The sequence below is a fragment of the Myceligenerans halotolerans genome (genome assembly GCF_054782975.1).
This window is the reverse complement of the sequence record NZ_BAAGRL010000011.1, coordinates 44,080-59,361: the sequence shown is the minus strand read 5'-3', so window position 1 is coordinate 59,361 and position 15,282 is coordinate 44,080. Positions and strand designations below refer to the sequence as shown.

The following is a 15,282-nucleotide window of genomic DNA, read 5'->3' as shown; positions in this document are numbered from 1 at the left end:
GTGTCAGGTCCGCAGCGGCCGCATGGGCGCGACGTCGGACGCGCGGTCGCGCACGACGGCGGCCGCGGCGTCGTCGGGTTCGGCGGCGGCCGCCGCCTCCGCCCGGACCCGCGCGGTCCAGGACTCGGTCTCCGCGGTCCGGGTGGCGTCGTCCCAGCCGAGCAGCGGCGCGACGACGTCGGCGATCTCGTCGACGGCGGCGAGGGCGCCGTCGGGCACCTCGTAGACGAGGCGGGTGCGGTGCGCGAGCACGTCCTCCAGGTGGATCGCGCCCTCGTGGCTCACGGCGTAGTGCACCTCGGCGCGCAGGTAGGCCGGGGCCGCCTCGAGCGGCCGGGCGAGCGACGGGTCCGCCTCGCACAGCGCGACGATCTCGAAGAGGTTCGCGCCGTACCGGTGGAGCAGGTGGTCCACCATCGCCGGGGTCCACCCGTAGTGCCGCGCCCAGGCGGCGGCGTCGCTCCGCGCGGCCTCCAGCCCGTCCGCGCCGAGCAGCGGGATCTCGTGCGTGATGCTCGGCCGCGCGACGGCGTCGTCGCCGAGCGCGAAGTCGACGGCGTCCTTGGCCATCACGCGGTACGTCGTCAGCTTGCCGCCGGCGATCACCGTCAGGCCGGGCGTGGGCGAGGCGACCGTGTGTTCCCGCGAGACCTTCGCGGAACTGGTCCCCTCCTTCGTCCCGGGCTGCAGCAGGGGGCGGAGTCCCGCGTACGTCCCGATGACGTCCTCGCGCCGAAGCGCGCAGGACAGCACCGAGTTCGCCTGGTCGAGCACGTAGTCGATGTCGGCGGCGGTGGCCACGGGGTGCGTGGGGTCGAGCTCCCACGGCGTGTCCGTGGTGCCGAGGATCCAGTACCGGGACCACGGGATGACGAACAGCACCGACACCGGTGTCTGCAGGATCAGTCCCACCTCGCCCCGGATCCGGTCCCGGGGCACCACCACGTGGACGCCCTTCGACGCCAGCACCCGCAGGCCGCCCTGGTCGCCCGCGAGCGCTTCGGTGTCCTCGGTCCACACGCCGGTGGCGTTGATGACGTGCCGGGCCCGGACGGTGATCTCGCGGCCGGTCTCCAGGTCGACGACGACGGCGCCGTCCACGGTGCCGTCGTCGTCCTTGGTGAGCGCGGTGACCTGGGTCCGGGAGGCGGCGTGCGCCCCGTGGCCGGCGGCGGTCCGGACGAGGGTGGCCACGAGCCGGGCGTCGTCGACGGACGCGTCCCAGTACTGGACGGCGCCGACGGCGGCGTCGTGGGCGAGGTCGGGGAACTTCTCCGCGAGACGGCGGCGCGACAGGTGCCGGTGCCAGGGCATGGCGCGGCGGCCGCGGCCGATGGTGGCGAGGGTGTCGTAGAGCGCGATGCCGGCGCCGACGTAGGCCCGCTCCCAGACGCGGTGCTCCAGGGGGTACAGGAAGGGCACGGGGCGGACGAGGTGGGGGGCGAGCTCCTTGAGGAGGAGGTCGCGCTCGGTGAGGGCCTCGCGGACGAGGTGGAAGTCGAGCATCTGCAGGTAGCGCAGGCCGCCGTGCACGAGCTTGCTGCTGCGGCCCGAGGTGCCCGAGGCCCAGTCCTGGGCCTCGACGACGGCGGTGGTCAGGCCGCGGGTCGCGGCGTCGAGCGCGATCCCGGCGCCGGTGACGCCGCCGCCGATCACCAGGACGTCCAGTGCGGCGCCGGCCTCCGTGGACCGCTCCAGCGCGGTGAGCGCCCGGGTCCGGGACTCCATGGTGAGACGGGTGGTGACCATGCCGTTCCCTTTCGACTGCTTTTCGCTGCGACGCATCGTGCTTGTGCCGGTCATTGCCGACGGCGGTGCTGGACCAACAGCACACCTTGCCGGGCACGGACGTGCAAGCCGTATGCACAAACGTGCAAGAATCTCCTGCGTCGCGCCGGTGCGATCGGCGCGACGACCAGGAGGAGTCAGCCATGCCGGACCGTGAGCGGGACCTCGTGACCGCGGCGACCATGTATTACCTGCAGGACGCGAAGATGGAGGCCATCGCCAAACACCTGCATACCTCGCGGTCGACGGTGTCGCGACTGCTCAAACGTGCACGCGAGGAGGGGATCGTGGAAATCACGCTCCGCCCCGCGCATTCCAAGGCCCCCAGCCTGGGCCGGCACATCGCCGCCACCTTCGGCGTCGCCGCGTACGTGGTCCCGGTCCCGGACTCCGCGGGCCTGTCGGACCGCCTGGACCAGGTGGCCATGGCCACGGCCCGGCTGGTGGGCCGCTGGTTCGACTCCGAGATGGTGCTCGGGATCGCCTGGGGCACCACGCTCGCCGCCATCGCGGGCCATCTGCCGCGCAAGCCCACGCGCGGGTCCGAGATCGTGCAGCTCAACGGCGCGGCCAACACGCGCACGTCCGGCGTCTCGTACGCGGGCGACCTGGTCGCCGGGTTCGGCACGGCGTTCGACGCGCACGCGCACTACTTCCCCGTGCCGGCGTTCTTCGACTACGCGACCACCAAGGAAGCGATGTGGCGGGAGCGGTCCGTGCAGCGCGTGCTCGACGTCCAGTCCCGGATCGACATCGCCCTCTTCTCGGTGGGCGCGGCGGTCTCCGGAGGGCTGCCCTCGCACGTGTACGCGGCCGGCTACCTCGAACCGCAGGACACCGAGCTACTCCACGCGGAGGGCGTCGTGGGAGACGTGTGCACCGTGTTCCTCCGGGCCGACGGCAGTTACCAGGACATCCCGATCAACGCCCGGGCCACCGGCCCGACCCCGCGGCAGCTGCGCCGGATCCCCCGGCGGCTGTGCGCCGTCGCCGGCGACAACAAGGTCCCGGCGCTGCGGGCAGCCCTGGCGGCCGGCGTGGTCACCGACCTGGTGCTCGACGAACGCACGGCCACACGCCTGATGCGGGGCGCCACCGGCACCGCGAGCCGGTGAGAACCACGAGGTTGCTTGCGGTTGAGAGGGCCGGGACGAAAGCAAGCTCGTGGTCCGCCCTTGGACAAGGTCGATTGTGAACCGGTTCGACGCCTTCGAGCTCAGGCAGCTGGCTGGGACAGCGCGTGCGTGCCAGCACTTCCCTGATTTGGCGGGGATTTTCCCGGCTGGATACTTGCGCGCCCTGGCGCTCGTGTGGTTGAGTGCGAACCGGTTCACAACCCGAACCGGTTCACATCGACGCAAGGAGGCGGAGTGGCCACCATCGGCGACGTCGCACGCATCGCGGGCGTGTCCCGCAGTACGGTGTCGTACGCGCTGTCCGGCAAGCGTGCGATCTCCGACCAGGCGCGCAAGCGCGTCGAGGCCGCGGTCCGCGAGCTCGGCTACACGCCGAACGCGGGTGCCCGGGCGCTGGCGACGTCCCAGACGATGGTGATCGGCCTGCTCGCCCAGTTCCTGGAGGACGAGTTCGCGCCCGCGATGCTCCAGTACATGCTGGGCGTCTCCAACACGGCCCGGGAGCTCGGCTACGACATCCTGCTCTCCACCGAGGAGGACGGCACGCGCGCCCTGCGGCGCATGAGCGACTCCCGGATGGTCGACGGCGTCGTGCTGCTCAACGTCGCCGACGAGGACGACCGCCTCCCCGTGCTCCGGGCCGCGCCCCAGCCGGGTGCGCTCGTCGGCCTGCCGGGCGACTGCACCGGGGTCGACGTCTTCGACCTGGACTTCGAGGAGGCCGGCCGGCTCATGGTCGACCACCTGTTCCGGCTCGGGCACCGCGAGCTGATCCTCGTGTCCCAGCCGGAGCACGTCGTCGAACGCGGAGGCGCCTACGTGTGGCGCCTGCAGAACGCGGCGCAGGAGGCGGCGCGGGCGCGCGGCGTCACCCTGCACGCGACGTTCGGCTCGTCGCGGCAGCCCGACATCGGCCGCGACCTGACCGCGCTCCTCGACGCGCACCCCGGCGCCACGGGCCTGATCCTCAACAACGAGGCGGCCGCGGCGGCGCTGCCGAGCGTGCTGCACGAGCGCGGGCTGGCGGCACCCCGTGACCTGTCGGTCGTGGGGCGGTACTCGGAGGAGTTCGCCAGCACGTTCTCCCTGCACTACACGGCGGTCGAGAGCGCACCGGACCGGCTCGGCCGCATGGCCGTGCGCCAGCTCGTGCGCCGCATCGAGGGCGAGATCGCCCCCGACGACCCGTACGTCGTCCGCTTCGTCTCGCCCGAGCTCGTCGACCGCGGCAGCACGGGCCCGCCGCCGCCGACGACGCCCGGCTGACCTCCCCCACACCGGGAAGCCCACGGACGACGGCGGTCGCCGCCATCCCATCGTGTTTCCGCAATCCCATTCGTGTTAACGCTCACACAGCACCATCGCCATGTGACCCGGCCATCAGGGTCACTGTTCAAGGAGGAACAACCATGCACCACCCGAACCGCGGCGCCGCTCGCCGCACGCTCACGGCCGGACTCGCCACGATCGCCGTCGTCGGCGGCCTGGCTGCCTGCTCGGCCGGAGACGACGCCTCCGGCGGGGACGCCGCCGGGGGCACCTACACCTGGTGGGACCCGTACCCCCAGCACGAGGACGGCTCCGACTGGGCCGAGCGGGTCCAGGCCTGCGGCGAGGACGCCGGCGTCACCATCGAGCGCACCGCCTACGACACCACCGCCCTGACGAACCAGGCGCTGCTCGCGGCCCAGGAGGGCACGTCGCCCGACGTCATGCTGCTGGACAACCCGGCGGTCTCCACCCTCGCGGACACCGGCATACTCACGACCGTCTCCGAGCTGGGCCTCGACACGTCCGCCATCGACGAGAACCTGCTGGCCGCGGGCGTCGTCGACGGCGAGACGTACGGCATCCCGATCGGCGCCAACACCCTGTCGCTCTACTACAACGCCGAGGTCCTCGACGACGCCGGGGTCGACCCCGCCTCCATCACCGACTGGGAGTCCCTCACCGCCGCGCTCGGCGAGGTGACCGGCGCCGGGCACAAGGGCATCACGTTCGCCGGCATCGGCACCGAGGAGGGCTCGTTCCAGTTCCTGCCCTGGTTCTGGGGCGCCGGCGCCGACCTGCGCGACCTCGACTCCCCCGAGGCCGTCGAGGCGCTCGAGCTGTGGACCGGGTGGCTGGACGACGGCTACGCGCCCGACTCCGTGATCACCAACTCCCAGAACACCGTGTGGGAGGAGTTCCTCACCGGCGACTTCGCGTTCGCGGAGAACGGCACCTGGCAGGTGAACAGCGCGGCAGAGGCGGGCTTCGAGACCGGTCTCGTCCAGCTCCCGGCACGCGACGGCGGTGTCGCGCCCGCCCCGACCGGCGGCGAGTTCATCATCGCCCCCGTCCAGGAGGACACCGCCCGCTACGACGTGACCCGCCAGATCGTCGAGTGCATGACGACGCCGGAGGGTCTGGTCGAGACCGCGAACACGTTCGCGTACTACATCCCGCCCACCGCGGAGGGCCAGGACGCGCTCCTGACCGAGAGCCCGGACCTCGAGCCGTGGGTCGAGGCCGTGCGCAACGCGAAGGGCCGCACCAGCGACGACCTGGGCACGGACTACCCGAAGATCAGCGAGGCCCTCTGGACCGCCGTGCAGAACGCGCTGTCCGGGGCCGAGTCCCCCGCCGACGCGCTGTCCAAGGCACAGGCCGACGCCGAGGCCGCGACCAGCTGACCGCACCGCCCGCCGGGCGCACGGGCCACCCGCGGTGGCCCGTGCGCCCGCAACCCGACCGAGCGAGGAATCCCGTGATGACCACCACCGAGGCCCCGGCCGCGGCGGACGCACCCCCGGGCGCCGGGCGCACGCCGCGGCGGACGCGGCGCCGACGCGGCCCGGCCGCCTCCCAGTGGGCCGCCGTCGGCTTCGCCGCACCGCTGCTCGTGTACCTGACCCTCTTCTACGCCTACCCGCTGTGGCGGAACCTCGACCTGAGCGTGCACGACTACACGATCCGCGCATTCGTGCAGGGCAACGCCGAGTTCGTCGGGTTCGACAAGTACGTCGAGGTGTTCACCTCGTCGACGTTCCCGACGGCGCTGTGGAACACCGCCGTGTTCACGATCGTCTCGATCGTGTTCCAGTACGCGATCGGGCTGGCGCTCGCCGTCTTCTTCCGCTCCGGGTTCCGGCTGTCGGCGCTCCTGCGGGCGATGTTCCTCGTGCCGTGGCTGCTGCCGCTCATCGTCTCGGCGTCGACCTGGGCGTGGATGCTCAGCAGCGAGAACGGGATCGTGAACTCCGTGCTCGGGGCGTTCGGCGTACCCCAGATCAACTGGCTGACGTCGCCGGACACCGCCCTGCTCGCCGTGACCATCGCGAACGTCTGGCTCGGTATCCCGTTCAACCTGGTGATCCTGCACTCGGGCCTGCAGAGCATCCCGGAGGACGTGTACGAGGCGGCGTCCCTCGACGGCGCGGGCCCCTGGCGGCAGTTCTGGAGCATCACGTTCCCGCTGCTGCGCCCCGTCTCGGCGATCACGCTGCTCCTCGGCCTGATCTACACCCTCAAGGTCGTGGACGTCATCTGGGTGATGACCACGGGCGGGCCGGCCGACTCCTCGACCACGCTCGCCATCTGGTCCTACCGCGAGGCGTTCGGCACCGGACAGCCGGACTTCTCCCCCGCGGCCGCCGTCGGCAACGTGCTGATCGTCATCGCCCTCGTGTTCGGGTTCCTGCATCTTCAGCTCCAGCGCCGCCAGGAGGAGTCATGACCCGCCGACCCTGGTGGAAGACCGCGCTCGGCCTGTTCTTCACGGCCGTCATGCTCTTCCCCGTCTACTGGATGTTCAACGTCTCCCTCACCCGCACCGCCGACCTGCGGGCCGACCCGCCGCACTGGTTCCCCTGGGACCCCACCACCGAGGGCTACGAGGCGGTCCTCGCCCAGCAGCTCCCCGCCCTCGGGACCAGCCTGCTCGTGGGCCTCGGATGCGTGGCCCTCACCGTCACGATCGCCGCCCCCGCCGGGTACGCCATCGCGCAGCTGCGGCTGCCCGGGCGCGGCCCGCTCAACTTCGTGCTGCTGGTGGCGCAGATGATCCCCGCCGTGGTGATGGCGATGGGCTTCTACGCGGTGTACGTGCGGCTCGGGCTGCTCAACACCGTGGGCGGGCTCATCGTGGCCGACTCCACGATCGCCGTCCCGTTCGGCGTGCTCCTGTACACGGCGTTCATGGCGGGCATCCCGCGCGAACTGCTGCAGGCCGCACGGGTCGACGGCGCGAACGCCTGGCGCACCTTCGTCTCGGTCGTGCTGCCGCTGAGCCGCAACGCCACCCTCACCGTCTCGCTGTTCGCGTTCCTGTGGGCGTGGTCGGACTTCATCTTCGCCTCCACGCTCGACCGCAACGGCGACCTCGTCCCGATCACGCTCGGGATCTACCAGTACATCGGCAACAACACGACGCAGTGGAACGCGATCATGGCGACCGCCGTCGTCGCGTCCGTGCCGGCGGCGGTCCTGCTCGTCGTCGCGCAGCGCTTCGTGACGGCGGGCGTGACCGCCGGCGCCGTCAAGGACTGAGAAAAGGACGAAAGGGCGAACGTGACCCATACCCCCGCGGCCTCCGCCGCGCCCGCTCCACCGGCCGACACCCCTGCCGCCGGCCCGCTCGCCCGGCCCGTCGCACCCGCGACGTCGCGCCGCGGCGCCGGGCTCGGCGAGGTGCGGGTCACCGGCGGGTTCTGGGCGAGCCTCCTGGCGGCCAATGCGAGCGCCACCCTGCGCCACTGCCAGGACTGGATGGAGCGGCTGGGCTGGATCGCGAACTTCGACCGCGTCGCGGCCGGCACCACGGCCGACGGCGAGCGCCCCGGCTGGCAGTTCTCCGACTCGGAGGTGTACAAGCTCCTGGAGGCGCTCGCCTGGGAGCACGCCCGCACCGGCGACCCCGCGGCGAACGCGATGTTCGAGGCGCTCGCCGCCCGCGTCGTCGCAGCCCAGGACGACGACGGCTACCTCAACACCTGCTACGGCCACGCCGGGCAGCCGGGCCGCTACACGGACCTGTCCAGCGGCCACGAGCTGTACTGCGCCGGCCACCTGCTCCAGGCCGCGGTGGCCCGGATCCGCACGTCGGCGGCCGCGGCCGCCGACCCGCTCGTCGCCGCTGCGATCCGCGCCGCCGACCACGTGTGCCGCGAGTTCGGCCCCGGCGCCCGCGAGGCCATCTGCGGCCACCCCGAGATCGAGGTGGGCCTCGCCGAGCTCGGGCGCGCCCTCGCCGAGCCGCGCTGGACCGCGCAGGCCGCCCTGTTCGTCGAACGCCGTGGTCGCGGCACGCTCGCCCCGGTCGCGCTGCTCGGCCCGCAGTACTTCCAGGACGACGTCCCGGTCCGCGACGCCGGCGTCTGGCGCGGCCACGCGGTGCGCGCCCTCTACCTGGCGGCGGCCGCCGTCGACGTCGCGGTCGACACGCACGACGCCGGCCTGCTGGCCGCCGTCGAGCGCCAGTGGACCCGGTCCGTGGAGCGCCGCACCCACCTCACCGGCGGCATGGGCTCGCGCCACCAGGACGAGGGCTTCGGCGACGACTGGGAGCTGCCCGCCGACCGCGCCTACTGCGAGACCTGCGCCGGCATCGCATCCGTCATGGTCTCCTGGCGCCTCCTCCTGGCCACCGACGACGTCCGCTACGCCGACCTCGTCGAGCGCACGCTCTACAACGTCGTCGCCACCTCCCCGCGCTCGGACGGCCGCGCCTTCTTCTACGCCAACCCGCTCCAGCAGCGCACGCCCGGCGGCGATCTCCTGCCCGACGAGGTGAACCCCCGCGCCGAGGGCGGCGTCCGCGCCCCGTGGTTCGACGTGTCCTGCTGCCCCACCAACGTCGCGCGGACGCTCGCGTCCTGGCCCGCCTACACGGCGACCGTCGACGGCGACGTCGTCACGCTCGCCCAGTACGCCCCCGGCGAGATCCGCGTCGCCCTGGACGACGGCGGCACGCTCGGCCTGCGCGTCACCACCCGCTACCCGCACGACGGGTACGTGCGCACGGAGGTCACCGAGGCCCCCGACCGTCCCGTCACGCTCCGCCTGCGCGTCCCGCACTGGGCCGACGGCGCCACCGTCACCGCCCCGCGTGCCGCGGGCGCCGGGCACGGCGACCCGCACCCCGTGCACCCCGGCTGGGCCGAGGTACGCCGCGGGTTCGCCCCCGGCGACGTCGTCACGCTCGACCTGCCCACCGCCCCGCGCCTCACGTGGCCCGACCCCCGGGTGGACGCCCTGCGCGGCACGGTCGCCGTCGAACGCGGGCCGCTCGTCCTCTGCCTGGAGTCGCACGACCTGCCGGACGGCACGGACCTCGCCGACGTGCGGCTCGACCCGTCGGTCCCGCCGGTCGCGCACGACGACGGCGCCCGGGTCCGCGTGCGTCTCACCCCGCTCCCACCATCCCCTGCGGACAGGCCACCGTTCGCAAGCGCCCCGCCCGGAGCGCCGTCGGACACCACCACCCACGCCACCACGACCGACGTCGTCCTCATCCCCTACCACCGCTGGGCCGAACGCGGCCCGGCGGTGATGCGGGTCTTCATTCCGGCCCGTTGACGAACCGACCGAACCCAGCACGACGAGAGAAAGGGCTCGACGATGAGAACCACCTCGCACCGTTCCCCGCAGCGCCTGGCCGCCGCCCTCGCGGCGGCACTGGCGCTCGCGGCGGGACTGACGGCCGGCGCCACGACGGCGGCGGCTGACGACACGGAGGAGACAGTGCCCCACCTGCACTACACGATGGAGGGCGTCGGCGACGGAACCGTCCCCGACGTCTCCGGCAACGGCCTGGACGGCACGCTCGCGGGCGAGGCGTCCGTGATCGGGACCGACGACGGCGGATCGGCGCTCGACCTGGCCGGCGGGCCCGACGGCGGCCACGTGGCGATCCCGCGCGCGGCGCTCGACGGGGCGACGGACCTCACGGTCTCGGCGCGGGTGCGCTGGGACGGCGCGGGCGGGGCGTGGCAGCGGGTCTTCGACCTCGGCTCGTCGACGGAGCGCTACGTGTTCAGCACGCCGTCGAACGGCGGCGGCGACCTGCGCACCGCAGTGACCACCCGGGGCGGGGGCGGCGAGGCCCAGGTCACCGGGTACGGCCCGCTGCGGGCGGGTGAGTGGGCCACGCTCACCACGACGCTCGACACGGCGGCCGGCCGCATCACGACCTACCTGAACGGCGTGGCGGTGGCGTCGGCGCCGACGGCGGTGACCGCGGGCGAACTGCTCGACGCGGGCGCGGAGCGGGCCGGCTGGATCGGCCGCTCCTTCTACCCGGACCCGCTGCTCGACGGCGCCGTGACCGACTTCCGGATCTACCACGCCGCGCTGAGCGCCGACGAGGTCGCGGCGCTCGTGGGCGACGTGCCGACCGCAGTCGGGACCGCGGACGACACGTACGAGCTGCGGACGCTCGTGGGCGCGGCGCCCGACCTGCCCCAGGCGGTGCGCGCCTCGTTCTCCGACGGCTACGACCGGGACGTGCCGGTCACGTGGGACGAGGTCGACCCGGAGCAGTACGCACAGTCCGGCACCTACACCGTGCAGGGCCGAGCGGCGGGCGCGACCGTCACCGCTGAGGTCACGGTCACGCGCGGCGAGCTGCGCGTCGATCTCGGCAGCGACACCGGCGCGTTCCTCGGGGGCGCCTCGGGGACGCTGTACGGCCTGTACGGGCCGGGCCTGCCGTCGGACAACCTCATCGAGGGGATGAACCTGCGCACGGTCTCGACCAAGGCGCAGGACGGACCGCAGCATCCGGGCGCCGACGCGCTCGAGGTGGTGCGGCCGCTGGCGGACGCGACCGACGGCGACGTCTACATCTACATGACGGACATCCACCGCGGCTTCCCCTACCAGTGGCCCGGTGACACGCCGCAGGAGAAGATCGACACCTTCATCGACAAGATGGCGCTCCAGGTGGACCAGGTGCTCGCCCTGCCCGAGGAGTACCAGGACAACGTCGTGTTCGTGCCGTTCAACGAGCCCGAGGGCAACATGTTCGGCACCGGCGAGTGGTCGTACGACCGCACGAGCTGGCTGAACGACCCCACGGACTACTTCGCGGCCTGGGACCGCGCCTACCGGACCATCACGGAGCGCATGCCGGACGCGCGCATCGCGGGCCCGAACACGAGCATCCTGTACACGCAGGTCAAGGGCTTCCTGGAGCACACCGTCGAAGCCGGGACCGTGCCGCAGGTCATGACGTGGCACGAGCTGTCGCACCCGCAGAAGATCCGCGACTCGGTGGCGACGTACCGTGAGTGGGAGCGGGAGGTGTTCGCCGGCACCTCGCACGAGGGCACCGAACTGCCGATCAACATCAACGAGTACGCGTTCAACTACCACACGTCGGTGCCCGGCCAGATGATCCAGTGGGTCTCGGCGATCGAGGACGCCAAGGTCGACGCGGACATCGCCTACTGGAACATCGACGGCAACCTGTCGGACTCCGCCGTCGAGGCGAACCGCGGCAACGGGCAGTGGTGGCTGCTCAACGCGTACGGGCAGATGACGGGCCACACCGTGCAGGTGACGCCGCCGTTCCCGGGCGAGAACTACACGCTCCAGGGCGTCGCGACGCTCGACGAGGAGCGGGCCGTGGCCCGCACGATCCTGGGCGGGGCCGACGGCGCCGCGCCGGTCGACCTGGCGAACGTGCCGCGGGACGTGTTCGGCGACGAGGTGCGGGTGTTCGTGCGGGAGATCCCGTGGACCGGGCAGCTCGGCGACTCGGCACAGCCGCGGCACCTGGCGGAGCTCACGCTGCCCGTGTCGGACGCCGGGACGGTGGCGGTCGACTTCGACGGCGAGACGCTGCCGCTGCTGCGGGAGTCCTCGGCGTACGAGGTCGTCGTCACGCCGGCAGGCGCGGGCACGTCGTCGAGCACGACGCCGGCGCTCTGGGAGGGCAGCTACGAGGCCGAGGACGCCGCGCACTCCGGCACCGGGTACAGCAGGAACGGGCCCGAGGGGTCGCCGTCCGACGTCGGGAAGTTCTACACGTCCGGCGGGTACGACGTGGGCGGGCTGCGCACCGGGTCCGACGTCGTCCTCGACTTCGAGGTCGACGTGCCGGCCGACGGCACCTACGACCTGTCGGTCTTCGCGAACAGCCTGAACACGTACGACCTCGTGGCCGAGCAGGGACCGACCAACGTGTTCGTGCGGGTCGACGGCGAGGCCGAGCAGGAACTGCACCTGCCGCTCGCCTACAAGTGGGTGGTCTGGGACCATGCCGACACCACCGTGGACCTCACCGCGGGCACCCACACGATCTCGCTGGCCGCGCAGAGCCTCGACGGCTCCGGGGCGACGTCGGGTGACGCGATCGTGGACCGGATCACGCTGGCGCTGCCGAACCCCGACGCGGCGACGTCCGTGTACGAGGCGGAGCTCGCCAACCACGACGGCCGGGCGATCTACGACGCAGACACCAGAGGAGCGGTCGAGCTCGGCGCGGGCCAGACGGCGACGTTCTGGGTGTACAGCGCGGCCGACGGCGAGGCGGCGCTCGGCGTCGACGTGCTCGGCGGACACGGCGGGCACGGCGCGGTGGAGGTGAACGGTCACCAGGTGCTGTCCCTGGCCCGGACGCGCGAGGCCGCCGTGCACCTGCGCGGCGGCGTCAACAAGGTCACGGTCACGGGCCGGGCCGGCGGGCTGCTGCTCGACCGGATCACGGTGGGCCCGGGCGAGGGCCTGCTCGGCGTCGTCGAGCGCCAGGCGGAGGACGCCACGCTCGCCGGTTCCGTCACGGTCGACGAGCGGTCGCTGGCCGACGGCGGCGCCGCCGTGGCGGGGATCGGCGGCGAGCCCGGCAACGGGAACACGCTGCGGTTCGACGTCACGGTGCCGGATGACGGCACCTACGCGATGGTGGTGCGCTACTCCAACCCGGAGCAGTCCGAGGCGTCGCACTACAACCCGGACCCGCTCGCCCGCCGGGCGGACATCTCGGTCAACTCCGGGCCGGTCCAGCAGGTGCTGTTCCCGCACACGTTCCACGCGAACGCGTTCGCCGAGCTCACCGTGCCGGTAGACCTGGTGGCGGGCGAGAACACGGTGGTGTTCGCGTCGTCGGAGGCCCCGAACTTCGACGGCGAGACCTTTGCAAGCGACACCTGGCCGGGCATCCTCCTGCGCTCGTCGGAGGCGCCGATCGTGGACAAGATCCGGATCTCCCCGCTGAGCCGGGTGGTCCCGCCGGGCCGGGACGCGGCCGACGGCCGCTGATAGCGGGCTACCGGCACCACTTCGGTCCGGGGCCGGGCCGACCTGACCCGGCTCCGGACTGAGGTGCGTTCAGTAGGGTTTCGAATCCATTCAAGAGGGCTCAGAAGGTCCGCGAGACCCTGCTGAACCCCACGTCAATAGCGAAGCCGGCCGGCCTGGCTCAGGCGCTGAGGCGGAAGATCGGGAAGACGCGGCCCTCGGCCGTCTTCTCGTACCCGGCGAAGGCGCTCGCCAACACCTTGAACCGCTCCCACGTCACGTCGCGCTCCTCGCCGGTCAGCTCGGAGACCTTGGTCCGGACGCTCTCGACCGGGTCGCCCGGGATCTCGAGGTCGACCTGCTCGGCGCGGCGCAGGCCGTGGACCCACGCCGGGTGCTTCGGCGAGCCGCCCGCCGAACCCACGATGTACCAGGCGTTGTCCTCCGGGATCGCCGCGAGCGGCACGATGCGCTCGCCGCCGTCCTTCTTCGGCACGTGCACGAGCACGAGCCCCTTGCCGAACTGGACCGGCTCGTTGACCTCTCCGCCGTTGGCGCGGAAGGTGTCGATGATCTGCTGGTTGAAGTCCATGCCCGGACAACACGACGCGGGAGTCGCGACATTCCCGCCGCCACGCGCGATCTCCTACGCTGCTGACCATGGATGTCGCCATCGCCGGAGGCCACGGATTCATCGGATCGGCCCTGATCGCGCACCTCGTCGAACGCGGGCACGACGTGCGGCGGCTGGTCCGCCGTGGTTCCGCCGCCGGACGTGCGATGCCCGGCGACGACCCGGGCGCCGTTGCGGACGACGGTGCTTCCACCCGGGGCCGCGTGACCGACGTCGTCTGGGACCCGCGGACCGGTGAGCTCGATCCCGCCGCGCTGGAGGGCGCCGACGCCGTCGTGAACCTCGCCGGGGCCGGCGTCGGCGACCGGCGGTGGACCGCGGCGTACCGGGCCACAATCCGGGAGTCCCGCACGTCGACCGCCGGTCTGATCGCGCGCACCGTCGCCGCGCTCGACTCGCGCCCGGCACTCGTGCAGGCGTCCGCCGTCGGCTACTACGGCGACCGCGGCGACGAGGCGCTCACCGAGCGGTCGGGCCCCGGGGACGACTTCCTCGCCGGCGTGGTCCGCGACTGGGAGGCCGCCCCCGCGCCCGCCGCCGACGCCGGCGCCCGCGTGGTCCTGCTGCGCAGCGGGATCGTCCTGGCCCCGCGCGGCGGCGCGCTCGGCAGACTCCTCCCGCTCGTGCGCCTGGGCCTCGGCGGGCCGCTGGGCGGCGGGCGCCAGTGGTGGCCGTGGATCACGCTCCCGGACGAGCTGGCCGTGCTCCGCCGGGCGATCGGGGCCGACGACGGCGGTCCCGCGCTGAGCGGCCCCGTGAACTCGGTCGCGCCCGGGCTCGTGACGAACGCCGGCCTGACCCGCGCGCTCGCGGCCGCGCTGCACCGCCCCGCCGTCGTCCCCGCCCCGGCCTTCGCGCTGCGGACCGCCCTCGGCGGCTTCGCGGACGAACTGCTGGCGTCACGCAGGCTCGCCCCGGCGGCCCTCCAGGACGCGGGCTTCGCCTGGCAGCACGCGACGGCCGAGTCCGCGGCGTCCTGGATCGCGGCGGAGATCGGACGATCCTGACGTCGGGGTGCGACGATTCCGCCATGCTGATCGCCATCGACTCTCCCGCGCGCGCCGACGTCCGGAGCCTCCTGGACGAGCACCTGTCGGAGATGCACGCCACGTCGCCGCCCGAGAGCGTGCACGCGCTCGACCACTCGGCGCTGCTCGCGCCGTCGATCACGTTCTGGACGGCGCGGGACGACACGGGTGCGCTGCTGGGGGCGGTCGCGCTGAGCGAGCTCACCCCCGCCCACGGGGAGGTCAAGTCCATGCGGACGACGGCGCCGGCCCGCGGCCGGGGTGTCGGGGCGGCGCTCGTGCGGCACGTGCTGGCCGAGGCCCGCTCGCGCGGGTACGCCCGGCTGAGCCTGGAGACGGGGACCCAGGAGTACTTCGCGCCGGCGCGGCGCCTCTACGCGCGGCACGGCTTCACGGAGTGCGGCCCGTTCGCGGACTACGGGCCGGACCCGGCCAGCACCTTCATGACGCTGACACTCTGACCGCACTCCCGCAG

Annotated in this window: 11 protein-coding genes; 9 read left to right on the top strand and 2 right to left on the bottom strand. The window is 73.0% G+C overall.

The genetic code is table 11. From position 1 onward, the window contains the following. Positions 1-3 precede the first annotated feature (3 nt). On the bottom strand, positions 4-1,749 hold the full coding sequence (locus ACYVK5_RS09135; RefSeq protein WP_460704064.1) for a glycerol-3-phosphate dehydrogenase/oxidase: 1,746 nt from the start codon (positions 1,747-1,749) through the stop codon (positions 4-6). Positions 1,750-1,931: 182 nt separating this feature from the next. Between ACYVK5_RS09135 and ACYVK5_RS09130 the strand changes: the two genes are divergently transcribed. From ACYVK5_RS09130 to ACYVK5_RS09100, 7 genes are all read left to right on the top strand, one after another. Beyond that, a complete protein-coding gene (locus ACYVK5_RS09130) occupies positions 1,932-2,903 on the top strand; it encodes a sugar-binding transcriptional regulator (protein WP_460704062.1) in 972 nt (323 codons plus the stop codon). 255 nt (positions 2,904-3,158) lie between these two features. Next, on the top strand, positions 3,159-4,190 hold the full coding sequence (locus ACYVK5_RS09125) for a LacI family DNA-binding transcriptional regulator (protein WP_460704060.1): 1,032 nt from the start codon (positions 3,159-3,161) through the stop codon (positions 4,188-4,190). Positions 4,191-4,333: 143 nt separating this feature from the next. Further along, positions 4,334-5,599, top strand: a complete 1,266-nt coding sequence (locus ACYVK5_RS09120; RefSeq protein ID WP_460704058.1) for a sugar ABC transporter substrate-binding protein — start codon at positions 4,334-4,336, stop codon at positions 5,597-5,599. A 77-nt stretch (positions 5,600-5,676) separates the two neighbouring features. Continuing rightward, entirely contained in the window at positions 5,677-6,642 is a 966-nt protein-coding gene (locus tag ACYVK5_RS09115) for a carbohydrate ABC transporter permease (RefSeq protein WP_460704056.1), read from the top strand. Beyond that, on the top strand, positions 6,639-7,454 hold the full coding sequence (locus tag ACYVK5_RS09110; RefSeq protein ID WP_460704054.1) for a carbohydrate ABC transporter permease: 816 nt from the start codon (positions 6,639-6,641) through the stop codon (positions 7,452-7,454). The genes ACYVK5_RS09115 and ACYVK5_RS09110 overlap by 4 nt, the downstream gene beginning before the upstream one ends. Before the next feature lie 21 nt (positions 7,455-7,475). Further along, complete coding sequence (locus ACYVK5_RS09105) at positions 7,476-9,482, top strand: glycoside hydrolase family 127 protein (protein ID WP_460704052.1); 2,007 nt, start codon at positions 7,476-7,478, stop codon at positions 9,480-9,482. 42 nt (positions 9,483-9,524) lie between these two features. Then, the gene (locus ACYVK5_RS09100) at positions 9,525-13,166 is read left to right on the top strand and encodes a LamG-like jellyroll fold domain-containing protein (RefSeq protein ID WP_460704050.1); all 3,642 of its coding nucleotides are present in this window, start codon (positions 9,525-9,527) and stop codon (positions 13,164-13,166) included. A gap of 160 nt (positions 13,167-13,326) precedes the next feature. On the opposite strand, the gene ACYVK5_RS09095 is transcribed toward ACYVK5_RS09100, so the two are convergent. Continuing rightward, positions 13,327-13,737 carry a nitroreductase/quinone reductase family protein gene (locus ACYVK5_RS09095; RefSeq protein WP_460704048.1) on the bottom strand — a complete coding sequence of 137 codons (411 nt, stop codon included), beginning with the start codon at positions 13,735-13,737 and terminating at the stop codon, positions 13,327-13,329. Between the two features lie 68 nt (positions 13,738-13,805). Here ACYVK5_RS09095 and ACYVK5_RS09090 point away from each other — a divergent pair, with 68 nt between their 5' ends. Next, positions 13,806-14,786, top strand: a complete 981-nt coding sequence (locus ACYVK5_RS09090) for a TIGR01777 family oxidoreductase (protein ID WP_460704046.1) — start codon at positions 13,806-13,808, stop codon at positions 14,784-14,786. Positions 14,787-14,809: 23 nt separating this feature from the next. After that, on the top strand, positions 14,810-15,268 hold the full coding sequence (locus ACYVK5_RS09085; RefSeq protein WP_460704044.1) for a GNAT family N-acetyltransferase: 459 nt from the start codon (positions 14,810-14,812) through the stop codon (positions 15,266-15,268). Positions 15,269-15,282: the final 14 nt, after the last annotated feature.

What these genes read in the sequence shown, in the direction of transcription:
- ACYVK5_RS09135 (WP_460704064.1), bottom strand. Translation starts at nt 1,749, where the DNA reads ATGGTCACCACCCGTCTCACCATGGAGTCCCGGACCCGGGCGCTCACC.
- ACYVK5_RS09130 (WP_460704062.1), top strand. Translation starts at nt 1,932, where the DNA reads ATGCCGGACCGTGAGCGGGACCTCGTGACCGCGGCGACCATGTATTAC.
- ACYVK5_RS09120 (WP_460704058.1), top strand. Translation starts at nt 4,334, where the DNA reads ATGCACCACCCGAACCGCGGCGCCGCTCGCCGCACGCTCACGGCCGGA.
- ACYVK5_RS09115 (WP_460704056.1), top strand. Translation starts at nt 5,677, where the DNA reads ATGACCACCACCGAGGCCCCGGCCGCGGCGGACGCACCCCCGGGCGCC.
- ACYVK5_RS09110 (WP_460704054.1), top strand. Translation starts at nt 6,639, where the DNA reads ATGACCCGCCGACCCTGGTGGAAGACCGCGCTCGGCCTGTTCTTCACG.
- ACYVK5_RS09100 (WP_460704050.1), top strand. Translation starts at nt 9,525, where the DNA reads ATGAGAACCACCTCGCACCGTTCCCCGCAGCGCCTGGCCGCCGCCCTC.
- ACYVK5_RS09095 (WP_460704048.1), bottom strand. Translation starts at nt 13,737, where the DNA reads ATGGACTTCAACCAGCAGATCATCGACACCTTCCGCGCCAACGGCGGA.
- ACYVK5_RS09090 (WP_460704046.1), top strand. Translation starts at nt 13,806, where the DNA reads ATGGATGTCGCCATCGCCGGAGGCCACGGATTCATCGGATCGGCCCTG.
- ACYVK5_RS09085 (WP_460704044.1), top strand. Translation starts at nt 14,810, where the DNA reads ATGCTGATCGCCATCGACTCTCCCGCGCGCGCCGACGTCCGGAGCCTC.